This is a genomic window from Microbacterium sp. AC035 (assembly GCF_979258485.1).
Genome location: NZ_OZ409858.1, coordinates 490,197 through 510,188, shown reverse-complemented (window position 1 = coordinate 510,188; position 19,992 = coordinate 490,197). Strand labels below are relative to the sequence as shown.

The window sequence follows — 19,992 nt, the reverse complement described above, 5'->3', positions numbered from 1 at the left end:
GAAACTACGCCGGTGCCTGCGATCGTGAGGGGCCCTGTCGGGGCACCCATAGGTAGGGCCACGCTGACGCCGACGAAAGAGCGTTGACTCGGATCATCAGTCGGCGACAGAAGGACATGACATGAAGAACGCACATCTCGGAGCCCTCGAGGTCTCCCGCATCGGCCTCGGCGCCATGACCATGGCCGGCACCTACACGACCGGTGGCCGTCTCGACGACGGCGAGTCCATCCGCACCATCCACCGCGCCCTCGACCTGGGGGTCACCCACATCGACACGGCCGAGATCTACGGTCCCTACCTCAGCGAGGAGATCGTCGGACAGGCGATCGAGGGTCGCCGGGACCAGGTGAAGATCGCCACCAAGTTCGGCCTCGTCTCGCACTCCGGCGGTGGGCCCGGAGCGATCGACAGCAACCCGGCTAACGTGAAGGCAGCCGTCGAAGGCTCCCTCCGTCGTCTGAGGACCGACCACATCGACCTCTACTACCAGCACAGGGTCGACCCGAACACGCCCATCGAAGACACCGCAGGCGCGGTCGCCGACCTCATCACCGAGGGCAAGGTGCTGCACTTCGGACTGTCTGAAGCGTCGGCGCAGACCATCCGCCGCGCCCACGCCGTGCAGCCGGTCGCGGCGCTCCAGACCGAGTACTCGCTGTGGACCCGCGACGTGGAGGCAGAGATCCTTCCCATGCTCCGCGAGCTCGGCATCGGGTTCGTCCCCTACTCGCCATTGGGCCACGGCCTTCTCACGGGCCAGATCCGTTCTGCGGCGGAGATCCCCGACGACGATTGGCGCAAGACCAATCCGCGGTTCGTGGGTGAGAACTTCACACGCAACCTCCGTCTCGTCGACGAGGTCCGCTCCATCGGCGCCGAGATCGGCGCTACGCCCGCGCAGACCGCGCTGGCATGGATCCTCACCCGCGGCGACGACATCGCCCCCATCCCGGGAACGCGCCGCATCGCGCGCGTGGAGGAGAACACCGCCGCAGATGCCATCGTGCTCACTGCCGACCAGGCCGACCGGCTGACGGCACTCGAACCCGCGTCCGGAGAACGGCACGACGAAGCCAATATGGTCTCCATCGACAAGTGACCGGGCCTCTCACCTGAACGACAGGCTGGCCTCGCAGAGTTACCTCGCGTTGCTGCCGGCCACGTGAAGAGGGACCATCCTGATGGGTCGTCCGTCTTTCGACTCTCCGGCGCGTGCCGTCGGCGGGTCCTGCTCTACTGGTGCCGCATGGCCGCCTCGAGCCACGCTTCCGGGTCGACCAGGTGGTTGTGGTCGTCGAGTCCGAGGTCGATCTGTGCCCAATGGATCGTGCCGGAGAACACACCTCCCTTTGTCGCATATCCCTCGTATGCGGGCATCCCCGTGTCCTGTCCGACGTCGAGCCCCTCGTCGAACGAGAAGTACATCGGGTGCGTGCGGACGACCTCCGCGGTGCCGACGGGATCACCGTCGACGAAGAGGGTGACCGTCCCGCCTCGACCGATGCCGCCGCCGGCGTACGCGAACTCGGAGCGCACCTGATGTGTGCCAGGGGTCAGAGGATCTGCCGAGAGCGCCGTGCTGCGGAGCAGCCCGCAGTAGTTGTAGTGGAAGCCGACCTTGCCGCCCTCACCGAACAGTGACCATCCTCCGGTGCGACCGCCCTGCGCGAGGATCGCACCGTCGAGGGCTCCGTCGTCCGGGACGACGATCTCGGCGGTGGCCGACCATGACCGGTTCTTGACATTGATCGCGACGTTCTCGTTGAGCCGCGTCATCCCCGGGTACAGCCGCAGCGTCTCTCCCTGCACGATCGTCGGCCTGCCGGCGAACTCGGGGTTCATGCGCTGCGCCGCGCGATCATCGAGCGGGATGACGTTGTAGCGCGTCGCCTCGATCAGGAACAGCTGCTGCAGCTCAGCGAGCTTCTCGGGATGCTCCTTCGACAGGTCGTTCGACTGCGTCCAGTCGACCGTCGTGTCGTACAGCTCCCACACGTCCTCCGAGAAGTCCGGTGCTGCGCTCACGACGTCCCACGGCGTGCGGTGGCGGGTCTGGGCCGTCCAACCGCGGTTGTAGATCCCCCGGTTGCCCATGATCTCGAAGTATTGCGTGTGATGGCGCTCCGCCGCCGAGGCGTCGTCGAACGAGTAGGCGAAGGAGGTGCCGTGCATCGGGACCTGGGTCACGCCATTGACCGTGTGCGGTTGAGCGAGGCCCGCGAGCTCGAGGATCGTCGGGGCGACATCGATGACGTGATGCCACTGGTCGCGCACCTCCCCCTTGGCGGCGATGCGTCCCGGCCAGTGCACGATGGTGCCGTTGTGTGTTCCGCCGTAGTGGCTCGCCACCTGCTTGGTCCATTGGTACGGGGTGCACATGGCGTGGGCCCAGCCGACCGCGTAGTGGTTGTAGGCCTCAGGACCGCCCACTTTGTCGAGGTTCTCCTGCCAGAACTCGACCGTCTCGTATTCCGATCCTCCGTTGGCGGCCGTGGAGAGGATGAATGCCCCCTCGAGGCCGCCCTCCGCAGACGCGCCGTTGTCGCCGATGATGAACAGGACGAGGGTGTCGTCGAGCAGCTCGAGCTGTTCGAGCGCATCGATCACACGCCCGGTGTGATGGTCGGCGTACTCGAGGAAGGCTCCGTAGACCTCCATCTGATGCGCGAGGATCGGGCGTCGCTCCTCGGGCACCTCGTCCCACGAGGGGATGCCCTCGCTGCGCTCGGTGAGCACTGCATCCTCGGGGATCACGCCCAGTGCCTTCTGCCGCTCGAAGGTCGCAGCGCGCAGTGCGTCCCACCCCTGGTCGTACTTTCCCTTGTGCTTGGCGATCCACTCCTTCGGAACGTGGTGCGGCGCATGCGTCGCTCCCGGCGCGAAGTAGACGAAGAACGGCTTGTCGGGTGTGAGCGCCTTCTGCTGGTTGATGTAGTCGATGGTCCGATCGGCGAGGTCGGGCATGAGGTGATAGTCGGGATCGTCGGGGGCCTCGACGAAGCTCACGCCGTCGATGAGCGCGGGCGTCCACTGGTTCGTCTCACCCCCGATGAATCCGTAGAACTTCTCGAATCCGCTGAAGGCGGGCCAGTGGTCGAAGGGCCCCGTCGGCCCGGATTCCCACACGGGAACCTCGTGGCATTTGCCGAACTGCGCGGTGTTGTACCCGGCCTGTCGCAGGATCTCGGGCAGTGGCACGCACGAATTCGGACGCGTCGAGCGGTATCCGGGCGAGGGTGTCGCGGTCTCGGTGATCTGCCCCATACCGACCTGATGATGGTTGCGCCCCGAGAGCATCGCGGCCCGGGTGGGTGAGCAGATGGCCGTGGTGTGGAACCTGCTGTATCGCAGACCTCCCGCGGCGAGACGTTCGGCGGTCGGCATCGGCACCGGCCCCCCGAAGGCGCTGGAGGCCCCGAAGCCGACGTCGTCGAGCAGCACGAGCAGCACGTTCGGCGCTTTCTTCGGCGGACGCTTCATCTCGATGGGCGGAAGCTTCTCCTCCATCTTCTTCGCATCCATGACCATCGGACCCACGTAGGTCTGGTCAGGAATCGGCAGAACGCTTCCTGGAAGCTCAGTGGTCATGTGCGTCTTCTCCCCGTCGTGATGCCTCCAGTTCTATCGACTGCTCACCGTCTCGGCACGAGCTGCTCACCCTGACGAGGTGACCTCGCACTGCGCGGGGCGCTCACGCCGATGCGTCCTCCTCCCGCCGATTCTTCGCGGTGGCCCCGAGGGAGATCGTCGAGAGCAACCCGAGCGACAGGAACCCTGCCGCCGTCAATGCGGCGAAGCGCGTGCCGTCGGAGAATGCGGCCTTGGCGTCGTCCGCGATGTCAGCGGTCTCGGGCTGCGCCTCCAGCCCGCTGATCGCCGCTCCGGCGCTGTCGACGACGGTCGAGACGATCTGTTCGCGCTCGTCAGCGGGGATTCCCCGAGCGTCGAGTGATGACGCGAGAATCCCTGCCGTACTCGTGAACAGCACGGTCCCGAGCACGGCGACTCCGAGTGCTGCGCCGAGCTGTCGAGATGTCGACTGTGTGCCCGACGCCGCACCGCTGTCGTCGACCGGCACGTCGGCGAGCACGACGCCCGTCAGCTGAGCGGTCGCGAGGCCGACACCTAGTCCGTAGACGAAGAGGAACGGGACGAGCGGCACCCATGAGGCGTCAGGAGCAATCACGAAGCCGACACCCGCGACCCCGACGATCTCGGCGATGAGCCCTGCCCGCACGACCCAGACCGGCGCGATCTTCCCGCTGGCCGCCCCCGCAGCACCGCTCGCGACGAACGATCCGAGCGCGAGCGCGAGCAGCAGGAGCCCGGTCTGCAGCGCATCGAAACCCAGAACGAACTGCAACCACAGAGGCAGAGCGAGGATGATGCCGAACTCTCCCAGCGACACGACTGTCGCCGCGATGTTGCCGTTGCGGAACGAGGGGATGGAGAACAGACGCAGAGCCAGCAGCGTGGACCTGCCCTGCCGCTCGCGATGCACACCCCATGCGATGAACGCGACGAGTGCCACGATCGCCAGTGCGAAGGCGAAGGGGATCGGAGAGACATCGAGCGGCCAGGCCCAGTCGCCGACCTGCGGACGCTGTTCGACCAGCCACCAGCCGTACGTGCGCCCCTCGATCAGACCGAACACGAGGCTCGCCATCGTGATCACCGAGAGGATCGCCCCGACCACATCGATCTTCGACGTCCGGTCGCTGCGCGACTCCTCCACCGTGAGGAGCACGCCGATGATGATGACGATGCCCAGCGGGACGTTGATCCCGAACGCCCACCGCCAGGAGAAGGCAGTCGTCAGCCATCCGCCGAGCAGCGGCCCCACCGCCGCCATGCCACCGATCGTCGACCCCCACACCGCGAAGGCGATCCCCCGCTCGCGCCCGCGGAAGGTGGCGTTGATGATCGACAGCGTGGTCGGCAGGATCATCGATCCGCCCACTCCCTGCGCAAGACGGGCGAGGATCAGCATCCCGCCGTCCGGAGCGAACGCCGCGAGCACTGACGAAGCCGCGAAGACGACGACGCCGATGATCATCACGCGCCGACGCCCGAACCGGTCCGCCAGGCTGCCGAACACGAGCAGCAGTGCGGCGAACACCAGCGTGTATGCCTCCTGCACCCACTGCACTTCGGTGGAGGTGATGCCGAGATCATCCACGATCGCTGGAATCGCGACGTTCACGATCGTCGAATCGACGATGATCAGCGAGACGGCGATGCTGATGAAGACCAGGCCCACCCAGCGCAGGCGATTGTAGCGTTCCATGACTACTAGCTTAGCTAGCAATACGCGAGGCGTGCAGTTTTTCTTGTTATCGGGACGGCAGCGGCTACAACATCGCGGTGAGCACTCCCCCGTCCGCCCGCAGCGCCGCGCCGTTGGTCGCGGATGAGCGAGGGCTCGCGATGTAGGTCACCAGACTCGCGATCTCATCGGGCTCGATGAATCGCTCGAGCAGCGTAGTGCGGTTCTGACCGATGATGGAGCCTTTCATCACCTCGGGCGGAAGGGACTGCGCCTCTGCCACCGCTGAAACGCTCGCCGCCACCCCGTCTGAATACGTCGGCCCTCCGAGGATCGTGTTCACGGTCACCGCGGTGCCCCTGGTGCGCTTGGCCAGCCCGCTGCCGAGGGCGGTCATCGCGGCCTTCGTCGTGCCGTAGTGCACCATGTCGGCGGGGATGTTCACGCCCGACTCGCTGCTGATGAAGACGATGCGACCCCAACCGCGCGCGAGCATGCCTCCGAGAAGGTGCCGGGACAGCCGGACCCCGCTCATGACGTTCACCTCGAAGTAGCGACTCCAGTCGTCGTCCGTGATCGTCTCGAACTCGGCGAGGCCGAAGATTCCCACGTTGTTGACGAGAATGTCGACGTCGCCCAGTGCCTGCGCCAGGCGGCCCACGTCTTCTCGCCTCGCGAAGTCCGCCGCCAGTCCTGAGACCGTCGAGCCAGGGTGCTCCGCGCGCAATCGCCGGATCGCCGCATCCACACGCCGCTGATCGCGTCCGTTCACCGTCACGTCCACACCCTCGCGGGCGAGCGCGGAGGCGATCGCGAACCCGATGCCCTGCGTCGAGCCGCTGATGAACGCCGTCTTCCCGTGCAGCTGCAGATCCATGGTGCTTCCTCTCCTCGACGCGCACGCGCCGTTTTACTTGCTTGGGAAAGTTAACCGTAGGTCCTGAGACTTGCTCAGGCAAGTTCGCGGATCACCATCCCAGCGGCACGATGACCTAGTCTGAGGGCATGTCAGAGCAGCAGGACCCTTCCCCGCTCACCACGGAACAGCTCGAGATCTGGGCATCCGTCGCCACGCTCATCGAACGGCTGCCCACCGCGCTCGACGCGCAGCTGCAACGCGACAGCGGTCTGACGCACTTCGAGCACGGCATACTGTTCGCTCTCGACTCGGCACCCGAACGATCGCTGCGCCTGAGTGTGCTCGCCGGGTACGCGAGCTGCACCCTCTCTCGCCTCTCGCGGGCGGTCACCCGTCTCGAATCGAGAGACTGGGTGCGTCGCGTCGCGGACCCCGATGACGGGCGCTTCACACTCGGAGTCCTGACGGCGGCGGGACACGAGAAGGTCACGCGGTCGACGCCCGGCCACCACGCTCTCGTGCAGCAGCTCGTCTTCGACGCGATCACCGCCGCGCAAGCTCGACAGCTCGCAACGATCAGTCGACGGATCTCGTCGGCTGTCGGGCCGGACTCCGGGTGGAGCCCCACTGCAGCAGCCGACTGAGGCCCGAGCACGGCTGCGCTCCCTCGCCCGAAGCGGGTGACGGGGTCTCCACCGCACGCTCGGCCGGTGTCAGGATGGGCCGACGAACGGCCCGCACGACGCACCATTATCGAGAGAATCGAGAGCGCGATGGACGACCCGGCAGAGCTGCGATCCTGGAACCGGGGTGCGACGCGCGACGCGATCGAGCACTTCGTCCTTTCGGTCACGGAAGGTACGGACGCGGTCCCCGTCGAAGACCGAATCGCTGTGTTCGACAACGACGGAACCCTCTGGTCGGAGAAGCCCATGCCGACGCAGCTCCACTATGTCGTCGAACAGTGGCGTGTGGCCGCCGAGCTCGACCCGGAGCTGGCGCAGAAGCAGCCGTACCGCGCCGCCGTGAGCGGTGATCTCGCATGGCTGGGCGCGGCCATCGACAAGCACTATTCGGGTGACGACTCGGATCTGGGCGTCATCCTCCAAGCCCTCGGCGGACTCACCGATGGCGTCAGCGTGGAGAAGTACGCCGAGTCGGTGGCGGAATTCTTCGCGACCGCGACACATCCCGTGCTGGAGCGACGCTACGCCGATGCGGTCTACCAGCCGATGGTGGAGCTGCTCCGGTATCTCGAGCAGCACGGCTTCACCTGCTACATCGTGTCAGGCGGCGAGCGCGATTTCATGCGACCCATGACGCAGAGCAACTACGGCATCCCGCCGGAACGCGTCATCGGCTCGGCGTTCGGGCTCGGCTACGACGCGGAGAAGGCGGTGGTGCGCTATGCGCCTTCACTGGCCTTCTTCGACGACGGGCCGGAGAAGCCGGTGCGGATCTGGAGCAGGATCGGACGCCGACCGCTCTTCGCTGCCGGCAACTCCAACGGCGACGTGCCGATGCTGGACTTCGCCCGCCGAGGTCCACGTCCGGGCCTGGCCCTGCTGATCCACCATGACGACGACTCCCGCGAGGACACTCCGTACGATGCCGGTGCCGAGACGGCACTCGCGAGCGCCGTCGACGCCGGTTACATCGTCGTGAGCGTGCGAGACGACTGGGAGACGGTGTTCCCGGGCGTTTCCGGATCACCCGCAGACGTGCCGTGAGCACCCCCCGCGCCGCCGGCACCCACGTCCTCGTGGTGCTGGCGTGCGCGACGATCACACTGGCGGGACTATGGCTTCTCCGCGACGTGATCGCGCCGCTCGCGGTCGCTCTGGTGGTCGTCGTGATCTGCAGCCCGGCGAGCAGCGCTCTCGTCCGGCGCGGGTGGCCGCGGGGACTCGGCGTGACGGCGATCATCCTCCTCGCCTACTCTGTGCTGCTCACGATGGGCGCACTGGTGTGGATCGCCGGAGTGCAGTTCGTGGATCTCCTCGGCGACCTCTCCCCCGGTGGCGATCTCACGCATGTCGCATCGCAGCTCGACAGCTGGGCCGCGCTGGGCACCGGAGCCCCGAGCTCGGACTCCGGTGACGCCGCGCGCATCGTCGTGCCCGCTCTCGTCGCCGTCGCCCAGGGCGTCAGCAGCGCGGTCTTCGGCATCGCCGTCGCCCTGTTCCTCGTGTGCGCCTATGTGGTCGTGATGGCGGTGGATGCCGGGCGATATCAGAATGCCTCGATCGTCTTCGGCGCTCGGAAGGCCGAGACGATCGCGCGGATAGCGCGGCTGAACACGAACATTCGCCGCTACTACGTGGTGAACACCGTCTTCGGTGCCGTCGTCGCCACGATCGACGGCCTCGCGCTGTGGTGGCTCGGAGTGCCGGCGCCCGTGCTGTGGGCGGTCCTGGCCTTCGTGACGAACTTCATCCCCAACATCGGCTTCGTCATCGGACTCGTGCCACCGGCCATCCTCGCCCTCGCCGTGGGCGGGTGGCCCCTGCTGCTCGGCGTCATCGCCGTGTACTGCGTCGTGAACGTCGTGCTGCAGGTGTTCGTCCAGCCCAAGTTCGTGAGCGATGCGGTCGGCCTGAGCGTGACACTGAGCTTCTTCGCCGTCGTGTTCTGGACGGTGATCATCGGACCGGTCGGCGCTCTGCTGGCGGTCCCGCTGACGCTCGTGACCCGGACGTTGCTCCTCGAAGGCAGCGACGACACCCTCTGGCTGCGGTGGGTCTCGGGAGACCGCGGAGCTCGCCCTTCGCCTGAGACGACGACTGCGCGAAGGGTCAGACGCATCCCCTGGGATGCACATCGCATCAGGCGGTGGTCGCGATGACCGACGACATGACCGGCACCGCCCGAGAACTGCCGCGCTGGACCGTCGGCCGCCTGCTCGTCCTCTCGCTCCCCTGCGTGCTGATCGGCGTCGTCTCGGCCCTGATCCTGTTCGGTCTCGACGAGCTGGCGGCGGTCTTGCAGAAGGCGCTGTGGTCGGGGTTGCCGGCGCTCACCGGCATCGACCCGGATTCACCGTGGTGGATCCTCTCGGTGCTCACCCTCACCGGACTCGCGGTCGGGCTCGGAATCCAGCTGCTCCCCGGGCACGGCGGACGCGACTCGGCGACGACAGATCTCATCGCGCCGCCTCTGCCCCTGACCGCGCTGCCCTCCCTCGCCCTGGTCACTGTGCTGGGCCTCGCCGGCGGAGTCAGCCTCGGGCCCGAGAGCCCCATCATCGCCATCAACACCGGCATCCTCGTCGCAGCCTTCGGCAGCCTGTGGCCCGGCGTCTCGAGAGAGCTCGTCGTGCTGGTCACCGCCGCCGGCACCATCGGAGCGCTGTTCGGCACACCGGTGGCCGCCGCTCTCGTCTTCACCGGCGTCGTCGGCTCGATGGCGACCGGCGCACTCTGGGACAAGCTCTTCCTGCCGCTGCTCGCCGCTGGGGCAGGCGCGGTGACGATGTCGCTGCTGCATCATCCCGAGTTCGCCGTCCCTCTTCCCGCCTACGACACGGTCGCCGTGATCGACCTGCTGAGTGCGAGCGTCATAGCGCTCGTCGCCGCAGCCATCGGCATCGGAGCCGCCGCTCTGTTCCCGCTGGTGCACCGCACGTTCCGCCTTCTTGGCCACCCCGCGCTGTACGTGACACTCGGCGGGGCGCTGCTGGGGGTGCTCGGGATCATCGGCGGCCCGATCACCCTGTTCAAGGGCCTCGAACAGACCGCCGCCATCACAGTGAATCGTGCCGACTACAGCGCCGCCGACCTCGCTGTGATCGTGGCGGTGAAGGTCGTCGCGCTGATGATCGCCGCAGCTGCCGGGTTCCGCGGCGGGCGCGTCTTCCCCGCCGTGTTCATCGGAACGGCGATCGGCGTCCTCGCGAACGCCGTGATCCCTGACATCCCCGTGAGCCTCGCGGTCGCCAGCGGGGTGCTCGGGATGGTGCTCGCCATCGCCCGAGACGGGTGGATCGCGCTGTTCATCGCCGTGGCGGTCACCGGCAGCGTCACGGTGCTCGCCGTGCTCTGCATCGCCGTTCTTCCGACGTGGCTGCTCGTCTCGCGCGCTCCCGAGATGCTGATCCACCCACCGCCCGAGGGATCACCCGCGCAGGCGCGACCGGAGCCCGCAGCATGAGCGGCCCGATAGCCGACGACTCCAGCCCCGCGGATGCCGAGACGACACTGGATCGCTGGGAGTCCGCCGCGACCGTCCCCCTCACGGTGCTCGGCCTCGGGTTCATCGTCGCCTACTCCGTGCTCGTGCTCGTGCCCGACCTCCCCGCATGGGTGCGCATCATGCTCGGCGTCGAGATCGCGATCACCTGGCTCGCACTGGTCGTCGACCTCATCGTGCGAGTGGTGCTCACCCCGGCCGGCGGGCGGATCGCGTTCCTCGTGCACCATCCCATCGACGTCCTCTCGGTTCTCGTCCCCCTGTTCCGGGCGTTCCGCGTGGTCGAGCTCGCTCGCGGGCTGCCCTATTTCCACCGCCGCACGGGCAACGCGGTCAGGGCCCAGATCATCACCTTCGCCCTCGCCTACACGGTGCTGTTCGTGTACTTCATCTCTCTCGCCACCCTGCAGGTGGAGCGAGGCGCCCCCGACGCGACGATCGTCGACTTCGGCACGGCGATCTGGTGGGCGTGCGTCACGATCGCGACGGTCGGCTACGGCGACACCTACCCGGTGACGACCCTCGGACGGGTGTACGCGGTGTGCTTGATGATCGGCGGCATCGCGATCGTGGGCACCACCTCGGCGCTCGTCATCTCTTACATCGGTGACCGCGTGCGGCGGATCACCCACCGGGAAGAGACCCGAGAAGAGGTCTGACCGATGACGCCTCGCCCGCGACGGGTGACGTGCCGCAGAGCGCTCCGCTCAGCGATGCCAACATGAGCACATGAGCGACCACGCCCCGCGGCGCGCCCCGCGAGTTCTCCTGCCGAGCATGGCGGGATACCGTCGCGAATGGCTCGTGCCCGATGTCGTCGCCGGTCTCGCAGCCGGCGCCGTCGTGGTGCCGCAGGCTATGGCCTACGCCACCATCGCGAACCTCCCGGTGCAGGTGGGCCTCTACACCTGCATCATCCCGATGCTCGTGTACGCGCTGCTCGGCGGTTCCCGCGCGATGAGCGTGTCGACGACCTCGACCATCGCGACCCTCACGGCCACGACGCTGGTGACGGCATCCGTCGCGTCGAGTGTCGAGGACCCGGCAGGAAGCCTGATGACCCTGGCGATGCTGGTGGGTCTGCTGCTGGTAGGGGCGCGGCTGCTGCGATGGGGGTCACTGGTCGAGAACATCAGTGCGGCGACGATCCTGGGCGTCAAGATCGGCGTCGGCGGGACGGTCGCGGTCGGGCAGCTCCCGAAGCTCCTCGGCGAGACGACGGAAGTCTCGGGTGAGGGGTTCTTTCGCACGATCGGGGCCGCGATCACGGCTGCAGGGAGCATCAATCTGCCGACCCTCGCCCTCTCGGTCGGAAGCCTGATCGTGCTCTTGCTGCTGAAGAGGTTCGCACCGCGGGTCCCTGGCACTCTCGTCGTGGTCGTGGCCGGCATCGTCCTCGTGGCGTTGGCCGACCTCGACGAGAAGGGCGTGGAACTCATCGATCGCGTGCCGTCGGGGCTGCCGACACCGGGCCTGCCGGACCTCACTCAGATCGGTGCACTGCTGCCCGGAGCACTCGCGATCGCGGTCATGGTGTTCCTCGAGACCGCGGCGGTCGCGCGCAGCATGCGGCGCATGTCGGAACCGGCGATCGACGCGGACCAGGAACTCGTCGCGGTCGGGGCCGCCAATCTCGCCGGCACGTTCTTCACCGTTCTCCCCGCCGCAGGTGGATTCTCGCAGAGCGCTGTCAACCGGGATGCCGGCGCCAGGACGCAGCTCGCGACCCTCGTCACGGTCGCGCTCGCGATCGTCGTCGCGGTCTTCCTCGGGCCGGTGGTCTCGATGCTTCCCCAGGCGACTCTCGCGGCGATGGTCTTCCTCGCCGTCGCCGGACTCATCGACATCCCGATGCTCGTGCGCTGGGCTCGCATCAGTCCCATCGACTTCTGGATCGCCCTGCTCGTCGCCGTGCTCGGCTTGACCGTCGGGCTGCTCGCCGCGGTGGCGGCCGGGGTGGCCCTCACGCTGATCCTGGTTCTGCGCGAGCTCAACATCCCGAAGCTCGACATCGTCGGAGAACGTGACGGACGCATCGCGATCCATACCGTCCGCGGGCTCTACACCGCCAACGCCCTCGCGTGCGAGCGGGCCATCATCGATATCGCGGGCAGCCGGCCGGAGCCGATTCGGGTGGTGATCCTCGACGCCCTACGACTGGACATCGTGACCATCACCGTCCTCGACACACTCGAAGACCTCGATCGCGAGCTGGCGGCGATGGGCATCGCGCTGCACATCGCCGCGCTTCCGGAGCGCGCCACCTCGATCGCGGTGAAGACGGAGTGGTATCAGCGAATGATCGCCGAGGGCCGCGTGCACGCGAGCGTCGAGGAGGCCTTCACCGCGACCGAGTAGCGGCGGGGGCTCGGCTCGCTACTCGCGCGACAGCATCGCTGCGGCCTCGAGTTCGAGGTCGAGATACTGCTCGGCGCTCACATCGACACCGACCCCGAGCAGCTTGCCGCCGGTGAACGGGAACGGGACACCGTACTGGCTGCTCACAGGATCGGCGCTGTCCCATCCGATGCAGAGACCGTCGCCGCACAGCGTGAACTTGCCGATCTGAGCGCGCATCGGCCCGGAGGCGACTGCCTGGTCGTCGACGTAGAGAGTGGCGGTGCCGAGCGACTCTCCGTGCTCCCCCGGGCCTTCTCGGACGAACTCGACGCCGAGGGTATGCGGACCGGGAGTCAGCTGCCCGGAGGTGAACGTCTGCTCCGGCGGGATCCCTAGGAAGTTGTAGACGTACGTCAGGCGGTTGTCCTTGATGAACAGGGAGTGCCCGCCGAACCTCGATCCATGGGCGAAAAGCACTCCCTGCGCGCCCTCATCGAGCACGACGTCGGCGATGATCTTGTACGAGCGCCCTCGGACGTTGACGGCGACGCTCTCAGGCACCGCTGCGGTGTCGGGATAGTAGATGTAGCGCTCCCGGGGCCTCTCGGCCTGAGGCCGATCGATGGTGAGCTGCTCTCTCGCGGAGCGATCGTCCAACGGAAGGACGAAGTTGGCGTCGGCCTCCTCGAACCACGCGGCGATGAGCTCCTTCAGCTTCTCCGGCTCACTGGCTGCGAGGTCGTTCGACTCCGAACGGTCGATCTCGACGTTGTAGAGCTCCCACACGTCGTCCTCGAAATGCCCCTTGCCGGTCAGCGGGGCGTGCACGGCGGCCGCCTTCCAGCCGTCCTTCCAGATCCCTCGCGTGCCGAGCATCGCATAGTACTGAGTCTTCTTCTCGCTTGCGGCATCCGGCTCCGCATCGAAGCTGTACTTCATCGAGACCCCATCGAGCGGATGCTGCTGCACGCCGCGGAATGTCTCCGGCATCTCGATGCCGACCACGTCGAGCACCGTGGCGACGACGTCGACCGAGTGATGGTACTGATGACGCAGCTCTCCCTGCGCCCGGATGCCCTTGGGCCAGTGGATCACCATCGGATCGCAGGTGCCGCCGGCGAACTGCGAGTAGCGCTTGAACATCTGGAACGGTGTCGAGAAGGCGACCGCCCACCCTGTGGGGTAGTGATTGTAGGTGTCGGCGGAGCCGAGACGATCGAGCATCGCCAGATTCTCGGCGAGGTCGTCGGGATACCCGTTGAAGAACTTGTTCTCGTTGACCGAGCCGTTGGGCGACCCCTCCCCTGACGCGCCGTTGTCGGCGCAGTAGAAGACCAGCGTGTTCTCCAACTGACCGCTCTCTTCGAGATAGTCGATGATCCGGCCCACCTGCGCGTCGGTGTACTCCGAGAACCCGGCGAACACCTCGGCGAACTTCGCGAACAGGCGCTTCTCATCGTCGTTCAGCTCATCCCAGGGGCGTACCTCGTCCGCGGGGTTCGCGACGTCGTCCGGCAGCGGGTTGATGGGCGTCAGAGCGGTGCCCTCAGGGACGATGCCCTTCTCGACCATGCGGGCGAGCACCCACTCGCGATAGGCGTCATAGCCGTCGTCGAACGCGCCCTTGTACTTGTCGATGTACTCCTGCGGCGCGTGGTGGGGCGCGTGGTTGGCACCCGGGCAGAACCACATGTACCAGGGCTTCGACGGGTTCGAGGACTGCTGATTGCGGATCATCCGCAGCGCCTGATCTGCGAGGTCCTTCGAGAGGTGGTACCCCTCCTCTGGAGTCGCGGGGGCCTCGATGAAATGGTTGTCCTCGACGAGGTCGGGGTACCAGTTGTTCGTCTCACCGCCGAGGAAGCCGTAGAAGCGATCGAATCCGAGCTGGAGGGGCCACATCGAGCGGTTCCCGCCCGGGGAGACGTCCTCTTCCGGGACGTTGTGGTTCTTGCCGACCCAGAACGTCGAGTACCCGTTCTGCTGCAGGATCTGACCGACCGTGGCGCACTCGGCCGGGAGACGTCCCGCGAATCCGGGGAAGCCGTTCGTGCCCTCCATGATCACGCCCGCGCGGTTGACGTGATGGTTGCGGCCGGTGAGCATGGTCGACCGGGTCGGTGAGCACAGCGAGGTGGTGTGCCACTGCGTGTATGTGAGGCCCGACTGCGCGAGCCGATCCATGGTCGGCATGTTGATGCGTCCGCCATACGGGGACCAGGAGGCGAGGCCGGTGTCGTCGTAGAGGACCACCAGCACGTTCGGCGCGCCCTCGGGTGCGACCGGCAGCTCGTACGGCGACCAGTCCGGCACCGACTCCCGGACGTCCAGCTCGATCTTGCCCGAGAAGTCCGCGTTGAATTCCGACATCGTCTCTCCTTCGTCACCGTGTGAGAAATGGCCCGTCCCGAGGAGGCTAGCCACGACGAGGGCTGCCCGCCCCCGCGTGTCACCCGCGGAGGGTGAGCAACGTCATGTCATCCGGCATCGATTCGGCGGCGCGCCACCTCGGCGAGCGCGTCCTGCAGCGCATCTCCGAGTCGGGGCTGCTCGACGAAGATGTTCTCCTCGCCGACGACGGCGCGAACCCCCGTCGATGCCAGCTGCGCCTGCACCCGCGGTCCGACGCCCGCGACCATGAGAGTGGCCCCCACCGCCGAGAGCTCCTGCGCGTAGGTGCGGATCATCGTGAGGAATGTGACTCCGAGTTCGTCCGTGCCGCGGAGGCGGATGATCACGAAGGCTCCGGGGCTGCTGTGTTCGGCATCCGGAAGCTGCTGGCGGAACGACGGCGCAGAGGCGAAGAAGAGACTGCCGTACGGGGTCAGCACGATCGTCTCGCCCGGTTCGAGAGCTGCCGGCGGATCCTGCTCGATCGGACGCCCGTTCGGCTCGTCGAAGACCCATCGGCGCACCCGTACGCGATTCGACTGCCGCGCGATCTGCAGTACCACGGCGAGCCCGACTCCGGCGAGCACCGCATACTGCAGAGGGATCAGGAGCGTGAGCGCGAAGGTGACCAGGAACACGGCGATCTGGACGGCGCCGGTCTTGAACACCATGACGATCTGGTGCGGCTTGACCGTTCTGACTCCGACGAGGATCAGGAGGCCGGCGAGCGCGGGCATCGCGATGTATCCGATCAGAGGTCCGAACAGGAGCATGCTGAGCACCATCACGACGGCGGCGATGAGGTTGCCCGCCGCGCTGCGCGCACCGGCCGCGCGGGAGAGCGCCGTCGCCGACATGGAGCCGCCGACCGGGATGCCCTGCAGCATCCCGGTCGCGATGTTCGCGATGCCCTGTCCTCGGAAGTCGGCGGAGGCATCGGGGTATCGTCCGTCTGGATTCGGGATGGATCCGGAGATGGCTGCGCCCTGCACGAGGCCGACCAGCGCCAGCGACAGGGCGGGCACGATGAGGACGAAGAACGTCGACAGGTCCGGCAGCGAGATCGAGGGAAGACTGCGTCCCGCCTCCGCCACGTCTGCGATCGTCGCGACCGCTCCGTCCGGCAACACCACGGCGAGCACGGATCCGACGACGATCGCGACGACCATCGACAGGGCACCGAGCGGCGTGCGCTCGAGCACGAGGATCAACCCGATCGTGACGGCGCCGACGAGGACCGACCACCAGCTGATCTGCAGCACATTGGCGACGATGTCGACGACCCTCAGCAGTCGAGCGTCCGCGTCGCTGTCGAACCCGGTGAAGTTCTCGAGCTGGCTCAGCACGATGTTCACGGCGACCGCATTGACGAAGCCGATCAGCACGGCGGTCGGGATGAAGCGGACGAGGCTGCCCAGTCGCGCGATGCCGAGCACCAGCATCACGACCCCGGCCATCACGGTCAACATGGCCATCGCCCCCATGCCGTCGTCTCCGTGCACCTCGGGGACATCGGCGATGATCACCGCCATCGCCCCCGTCGCCTGCACCGACATGAAGACGGAGCCCGTCGCGAGTGCGCCCGCGAAAGTACCAACGATGTACGCGTTCAACCCCATCACGGGATTCACCCCGGCGAGCAGACCCGACGCGAGCCCGTCCGGAACGCTCTCGACTCCCAAGACGATTCCGGCCTTGAGGTCGCTGAGGATGGTGCGTCTCGAGCCGAAGCGACGCCGATAGCGCAGCCAGCGCTGTCGCATCTCGTCCCCGGTCATCTGCATCGGAGCGGAGTCAGATCTTGATCGGGAACGTCAGCAGGATCACGAGCCCCACGAGGGCGATCACACCGCTGAGTGCGAGGAATGTCCTGCGCCGCCAGACCGCGCTCTGGTGCTGCGACAGTGCGGCGAAGAACAGCACCAGGGCGAACAGCACCGTCAGCAGCGAATAGTCGTCGCCGCGCTGGTTGTTGGCGAGGGCCTCGTCGAATTTCGCGTCGGCTCGCGCGTTGAGCTCCTCGGCCTCCCTCGTGCCCGGGGGCACGTACTCCTCCATCACGAACGGCCCCTGCGATTCGCGGTCTTCAGCGATCCAGGCGTCGAACGCGATCGTGAACTCGGGGGTGAACCGCTGCTCGATGAACTGCACCAACTCCTGCCTGCCGTCCGCCTCCGCCAGCACCCACTCGGTGTAGATGGTGAGGTCGTACTGACGCGCGGCCTGGGCGGTCGACTGGGCCGACGCCGCCTGCACCCGGGCACTGGATGCCTGGCTGAAGGCGATCGACATCTCGCCGCCCCACTTCGACGCCTCAAATCCGCACCATGCCGTGACGACCGCCGTGATCGAGAGCAGGACGACCGTGACGACGTCGAGGATCCGCGTGGCTCTCGTGCGTTCGGGTGTCGAATCGTCCGTCATGCGCCCATCTTCTGCGTTGATCCGTGTCGAATGCAGCGGCGCTCACCCGTCGAGGGTGAGTGCCGCCGAGGCCGGGCTAGCTCACGGCATCCGGAGCAGGCTCCGTCATAGGCTCCGGTAACCGTTCCTCGCGCGGATCACGTGCCGGTACCTCCGCCTCCGCGTCCCCCTCCGGCCGCCGCAGCAGCTCGATGAGGATCGCGAGAACCAGCAGGCCCACTCCGACTCCGATGACCGCCCCGAAGGAGACCGGCCTCGTGACGATCAGCAGCGTCATCGCCGCGAGCGCACCGACGAGGAAGATCGGACCTCGGAAGCGGTCCACCCCTCGACCGAAGGCACCGGTCGTGAGGCCCCGCCGCTCGGCTGCACCGCGCACGGCCGAGAACCCGCTCTCGAGGAGACCCCTGAAAGCGACCGCCGTTCGACCCGAGCCTGCGAGCCACGCCCAGATCGCGATGAGCACACCGACGAGGGCGAGCGCGGCGATCGTTCCCGCAAGGAGCGACGTGAGCTGTTCGAACAGCGCGGTCGCCGCCGCGGCCGACATGATCGATGGGCTCACCGCGCGGATGAACACACCTCGCCCGATGCCCATGCCCGCCGTGAGCAGCAGGAATACGAGAGCGAAACCTGCGCTCGACCAGAACAGAGCTCGGGGACGATCGCGCATCAGCAGCACACCGGCGACGAAGAGGCCGAGCACGAGCCACGGCAACCAGAAACCGCCGATGTCCGCGACCTGGTACACCGTGCGCACCAGCGCGAGGGCATCCGCCTGGGCGATGGGAATCGACCTGTCGATCTCGGGGATCACGTCGGCGAGGCCGATCCCGCGCTCCGACATCGCCTCTTTGACCCGGTCGATCACCACTCCGAGTTCGATCGTGACCGCGCCGTCGTCGCCGAGCTGCACCGCCGTGCCCGGTGCGTTCTGGATGATCGCCGTGGCCCGCTCATGGGTGAAGCGCAGCGACTGCGTCCAGATGTCGGCGAACTGGTCTGATCGCACCACATCGCGCACCACTCCGTCGATCAGCGAGATCGCGCCGTTCGCGGCGGGGCCCTCGAGCAGCGAGATCGCCGTGTCGGCGCGCGGCGGAAGCCCGAGCGACCGGATGCCGTCGAACACCTCGCCGACGACCGCCGAGATGTCGACCTGCTCGTCTATCGCGGTGGTCACCTGATCGGCAACGAAATCCTGCACATCCGGATCGGACGCGAGCGGGGCGAATGTCGCGACGAAACGCTCGGTGTCGACCAGCTGCAGTCGAGCCCAGGTCCCCATCGCGGCGACGGGCGCGAGCACCACCGCCAGCACGAGCAGGATCGCACCGACGACGCTCTTCGCTCGGAATCGTCGCTTCTTCGGCGTGCGGAGTTCGTCGTTCTCCCGTTCGAGCGCGACGACGCGCTCGCGGAGCTCATCCAGTTCACTCATCCGAGTCCCCTCCGTTCTGCGTCGCTCACCCGAAGGCGGCGATGCCCTTGCCGATGATCACCACACCCAGCACAAGTAGCAGCACCGTCATGATGACGGCGTTCTCCGCCTGCAGCCAGTCGCGCAGTCTGCCCAGCGGCGCGCGCAGGCGCTCCGACGCGAGCAGGAATCCGACGACCGGGATCAACACCGTCGACGACGCGAGGATCGTGTAGATCACCACCACGACGACCATGTCTCCGACACCGAGCCCTGCGCCGCCCAGAGTCACGCCTGCACTGGCTCCGAGCAGCAGGTTCTTGGGGTTCAGAGCCGCGAGCAGCAGTCCGAGTCCGAGAGCCGTGAAGAACGTCATCCCGTCGATCTGACGCATCCACTTCGGCATCTCCGGCTGCGCGCCCGGCTTCGGTCTGCCCCGCCACTGGCGAACGGCCATGAGCAGCATCAGCACACCGAGAGCGAGCTGCACGACACCCAGAATCGGGGTGGCCTCATCACCGGACTGCTCGGGAAGGATCGATGAGAGTGCGGCGAAGAGCACTGCCACGATCACGATCCCCCCGAGCCATCCGACGAGGAACCCGACGCCCGTCGACCGCGCGCGCGGAGACATCAGCATCAGGATGCCGGCTATCACCGGCAGCGGGCTGATCGCGATTCCCACCGCGAGCGGCAGCAGCTGACCGATCACCTGACCCATGACGCCTCCCTCTCCTCGCCCCGCCCCACCGACTAGGCCAGCAGCTTCTGCTTCGCTGCGGCGAACTCCTCTTCCGACAGCACGCCGGAGTCACGAAGCGACGCCAGCTGCTGGATCTTGGCGATCATGTCGTCCGCGCCTCCGGCGGCCGGAGCCGCAGGAGCTGCCGGAGCATACTGAGCCGCGGCGTTCTGGGCTGCCGCGTCGATCTGCGCCTGCTGCTGCGCCGCCTCGTACTGCTGCTGCTCGTACTGTCCCTCCGCTCTCTGCTGCTGGTGACGCATCGATGCGCCGGACACCGCGGATGCGGTGCCTGCGACGACTGCTGTTCTCGCGGCGAGTCCGATCAGTCCCGGACGGCCGAATCTCCTCAGTGGCAT

16 protein-coding genes are annotated in these 19,992 nt (G+C 67.2%); 7 read left to right on the top strand and 9 right to left on the bottom strand.

Annotation, left to right across the window (positions count from 1 at the left end; genetic code table 11):
- Nucleotides 1-121 precede the first annotated feature (121 nt).
- On the top strand, nucleotides 122-1,102 hold the full coding sequence (locus tag ACZ0AA_RS02345; RefSeq protein WP_400860947.1) for an aldo/keto reductase: 981 nt from the start codon (nucleotides 122-124) through the stop codon (nucleotides 1,100-1,102).
- A 134-nt stretch (nucleotides 1,103-1,236) separates the two neighbouring features.
- Here the strand turns inward: ACZ0AA_RS02345 and ACZ0AA_RS02340 are convergent, their stop codons facing one another.
- From ACZ0AA_RS02340 to ACZ0AA_RS02330, 3 genes are all read right to left on the bottom strand, one after another.
- The gene (locus tag ACZ0AA_RS02340) at nucleotides 1,237-3,591 is read right to left on the bottom strand and encodes an arylsulfatase (RefSeq protein WP_463512045.1); all 2,355 of its coding nucleotides are present in this window, start codon (nucleotides 3,589-3,591) and stop codon (nucleotides 1,237-1,239) included.
- 103 nt (nucleotides 3,592-3,694) lie between these two features.
- Nucleotides 3,695-5,290, bottom strand: a complete 1,596-nt coding sequence (locus ACZ0AA_RS02335; RefSeq protein ID WP_463512044.1) for an MFS transporter — start codon at nucleotides 5,288-5,290, stop codon at nucleotides 3,695-3,697.
- Nucleotides 5,291-5,354: 64 nt separating this feature from the next.
- Nucleotides 5,355-6,146: an SDR family NAD(P)-dependent oxidoreductase gene (locus tag ACZ0AA_RS02330; protein ID WP_463512043.1), complete on the bottom strand. Its 792-nt coding sequence runs from the start codon at nucleotides 6,144-6,146 to the stop codon at nucleotides 5,355-5,357.
- 128 nt (nucleotides 6,147-6,274) lie between these two features.
- Here ACZ0AA_RS02330 and ACZ0AA_RS02325 point away from each other — a divergent pair, with 128 nt between their 5' ends.
- The 6 genes from ACZ0AA_RS02325 (at nucleotide 6,275) to ACZ0AA_RS02300 (ending at nucleotide 12,674) form a co-directional block, all read left to right on the top strand.
- The gene (locus ACZ0AA_RS02325; RefSeq protein WP_463512042.1) at nucleotides 6,275-6,772 is read left to right on the top strand and encodes a MarR family winged helix-turn-helix transcriptional regulator; all 498 of its coding nucleotides are present in this window, start codon (nucleotides 6,275-6,277) and stop codon (nucleotides 6,770-6,772) included.
- 129 nt (nucleotides 6,773-6,901) lie between these two features.
- On the top strand, nucleotides 6,902-7,858 hold the full coding sequence (locus ACZ0AA_RS02320) for an HAD family hydrolase (protein WP_463512041.1): 957 nt from the start codon (nucleotides 6,902-6,904) through the stop codon (nucleotides 7,856-7,858).
- The gene (locus ACZ0AA_RS02315) at nucleotides 7,855-8,973 is read left to right on the top strand and encodes an AI-2E family transporter (protein ID WP_463512040.1); all 1,119 of its coding nucleotides are present in this window, start codon (nucleotides 7,855-7,857) and stop codon (nucleotides 8,971-8,973) included. The genes ACZ0AA_RS02320 and ACZ0AA_RS02315 overlap by 4 nt, the downstream gene beginning before the upstream one ends.
- A complete protein-coding gene (locus tag ACZ0AA_RS02310) occupies nucleotides 8,970-10,277 on the top strand; it encodes an ion channel protein (RefSeq protein ID WP_400860961.1) in 1,308 nt (435 codons plus the stop codon). The genes ACZ0AA_RS02315 and ACZ0AA_RS02310 overlap by 4 nt, the downstream gene beginning before the upstream one ends.
- Nucleotides 10,274-10,975, top strand: coding sequence for a potassium channel family protein (locus ACZ0AA_RS02305; RefSeq protein WP_463512039.1), 702 nt, complete (start codon nucleotides 10,274-10,276; stop codon nucleotides 10,973-10,975). The genes ACZ0AA_RS02310 and ACZ0AA_RS02305 overlap by 4 nt, the downstream gene beginning before the upstream one ends.
- Nucleotides 10,976-11,045: 70 nt before the next feature.
- Nucleotides 11,046-12,674 carry a SulP family inorganic anion transporter gene (locus ACZ0AA_RS02300; protein WP_400860965.1) on the top strand — a complete coding sequence of 543 codons (1,629 nt, stop codon included), beginning with the start codon at nucleotides 11,046-11,048 and terminating at the stop codon, nucleotides 12,672-12,674.
- Nucleotides 12,675-12,692: 18 nt separating this feature from the next.
- Here ACZ0AA_RS02300 and ACZ0AA_RS02295 read toward each other — a convergent pair whose 3' ends face one another.
- The 6 genes from ACZ0AA_RS02295 to ACZ0AA_RS02270 form a co-directional block, all read right to left on the bottom strand.
- Nucleotides 12,693-15,026 (bottom strand): arylsulfatase, encoded by a 2,334-nt coding sequence (locus tag ACZ0AA_RS02295; RefSeq protein WP_463512038.1) that lies wholly within the window; start codon nucleotides 15,024-15,026, stop codon nucleotides 12,693-12,695.
- Between the two features lie 107 nt (nucleotides 15,027-15,133).
- Nucleotides 15,134-16,825 carry a SulP family inorganic anion transporter gene (locus tag ACZ0AA_RS02290; RefSeq protein WP_463512037.1) on the bottom strand — a complete coding sequence of 564 codons (1,692 nt, stop codon included), beginning with the start codon at nucleotides 16,823-16,825 and terminating at the stop codon, nucleotides 15,134-15,136.
- 16 nt (nucleotides 16,826-16,841) lie between these two features.
- Nucleotides 16,842-17,471, bottom strand: coding sequence for a hypothetical protein (locus ACZ0AA_RS02285; protein WP_400860970.1), 630 nt, complete (start codon nucleotides 17,469-17,471; stop codon nucleotides 16,842-16,844).
- A gap of 76 nt (nucleotides 17,472-17,547) precedes the next feature.
- Nucleotides 17,548-18,912 (bottom strand): coiled-coil domain-containing protein, encoded by a 1,365-nt coding sequence (locus ACZ0AA_RS02280; protein ID WP_400860971.1) that lies wholly within the window; start codon nucleotides 18,910-18,912, stop codon nucleotides 17,548-17,550.
- Between the two features lie 25 nt (nucleotides 18,913-18,937).
- On the bottom strand, nucleotides 18,938-19,612 hold the full coding sequence (locus ACZ0AA_RS02275) for a GAP family protein (protein WP_400860972.1): 675 nt from the start codon (nucleotides 19,610-19,612) through the stop codon (nucleotides 18,938-18,940).
- A gap of 32 nt (nucleotides 19,613-19,644) precedes the next feature.
- On the bottom strand, nucleotides 19,645-19,992 hold the full coding sequence (locus tag ACZ0AA_RS02270; protein ID WP_400860973.1) for an SHOCT domain-containing protein: 348 nt from the start codon (nucleotides 19,990-19,992) through the stop codon (nucleotides 19,645-19,647).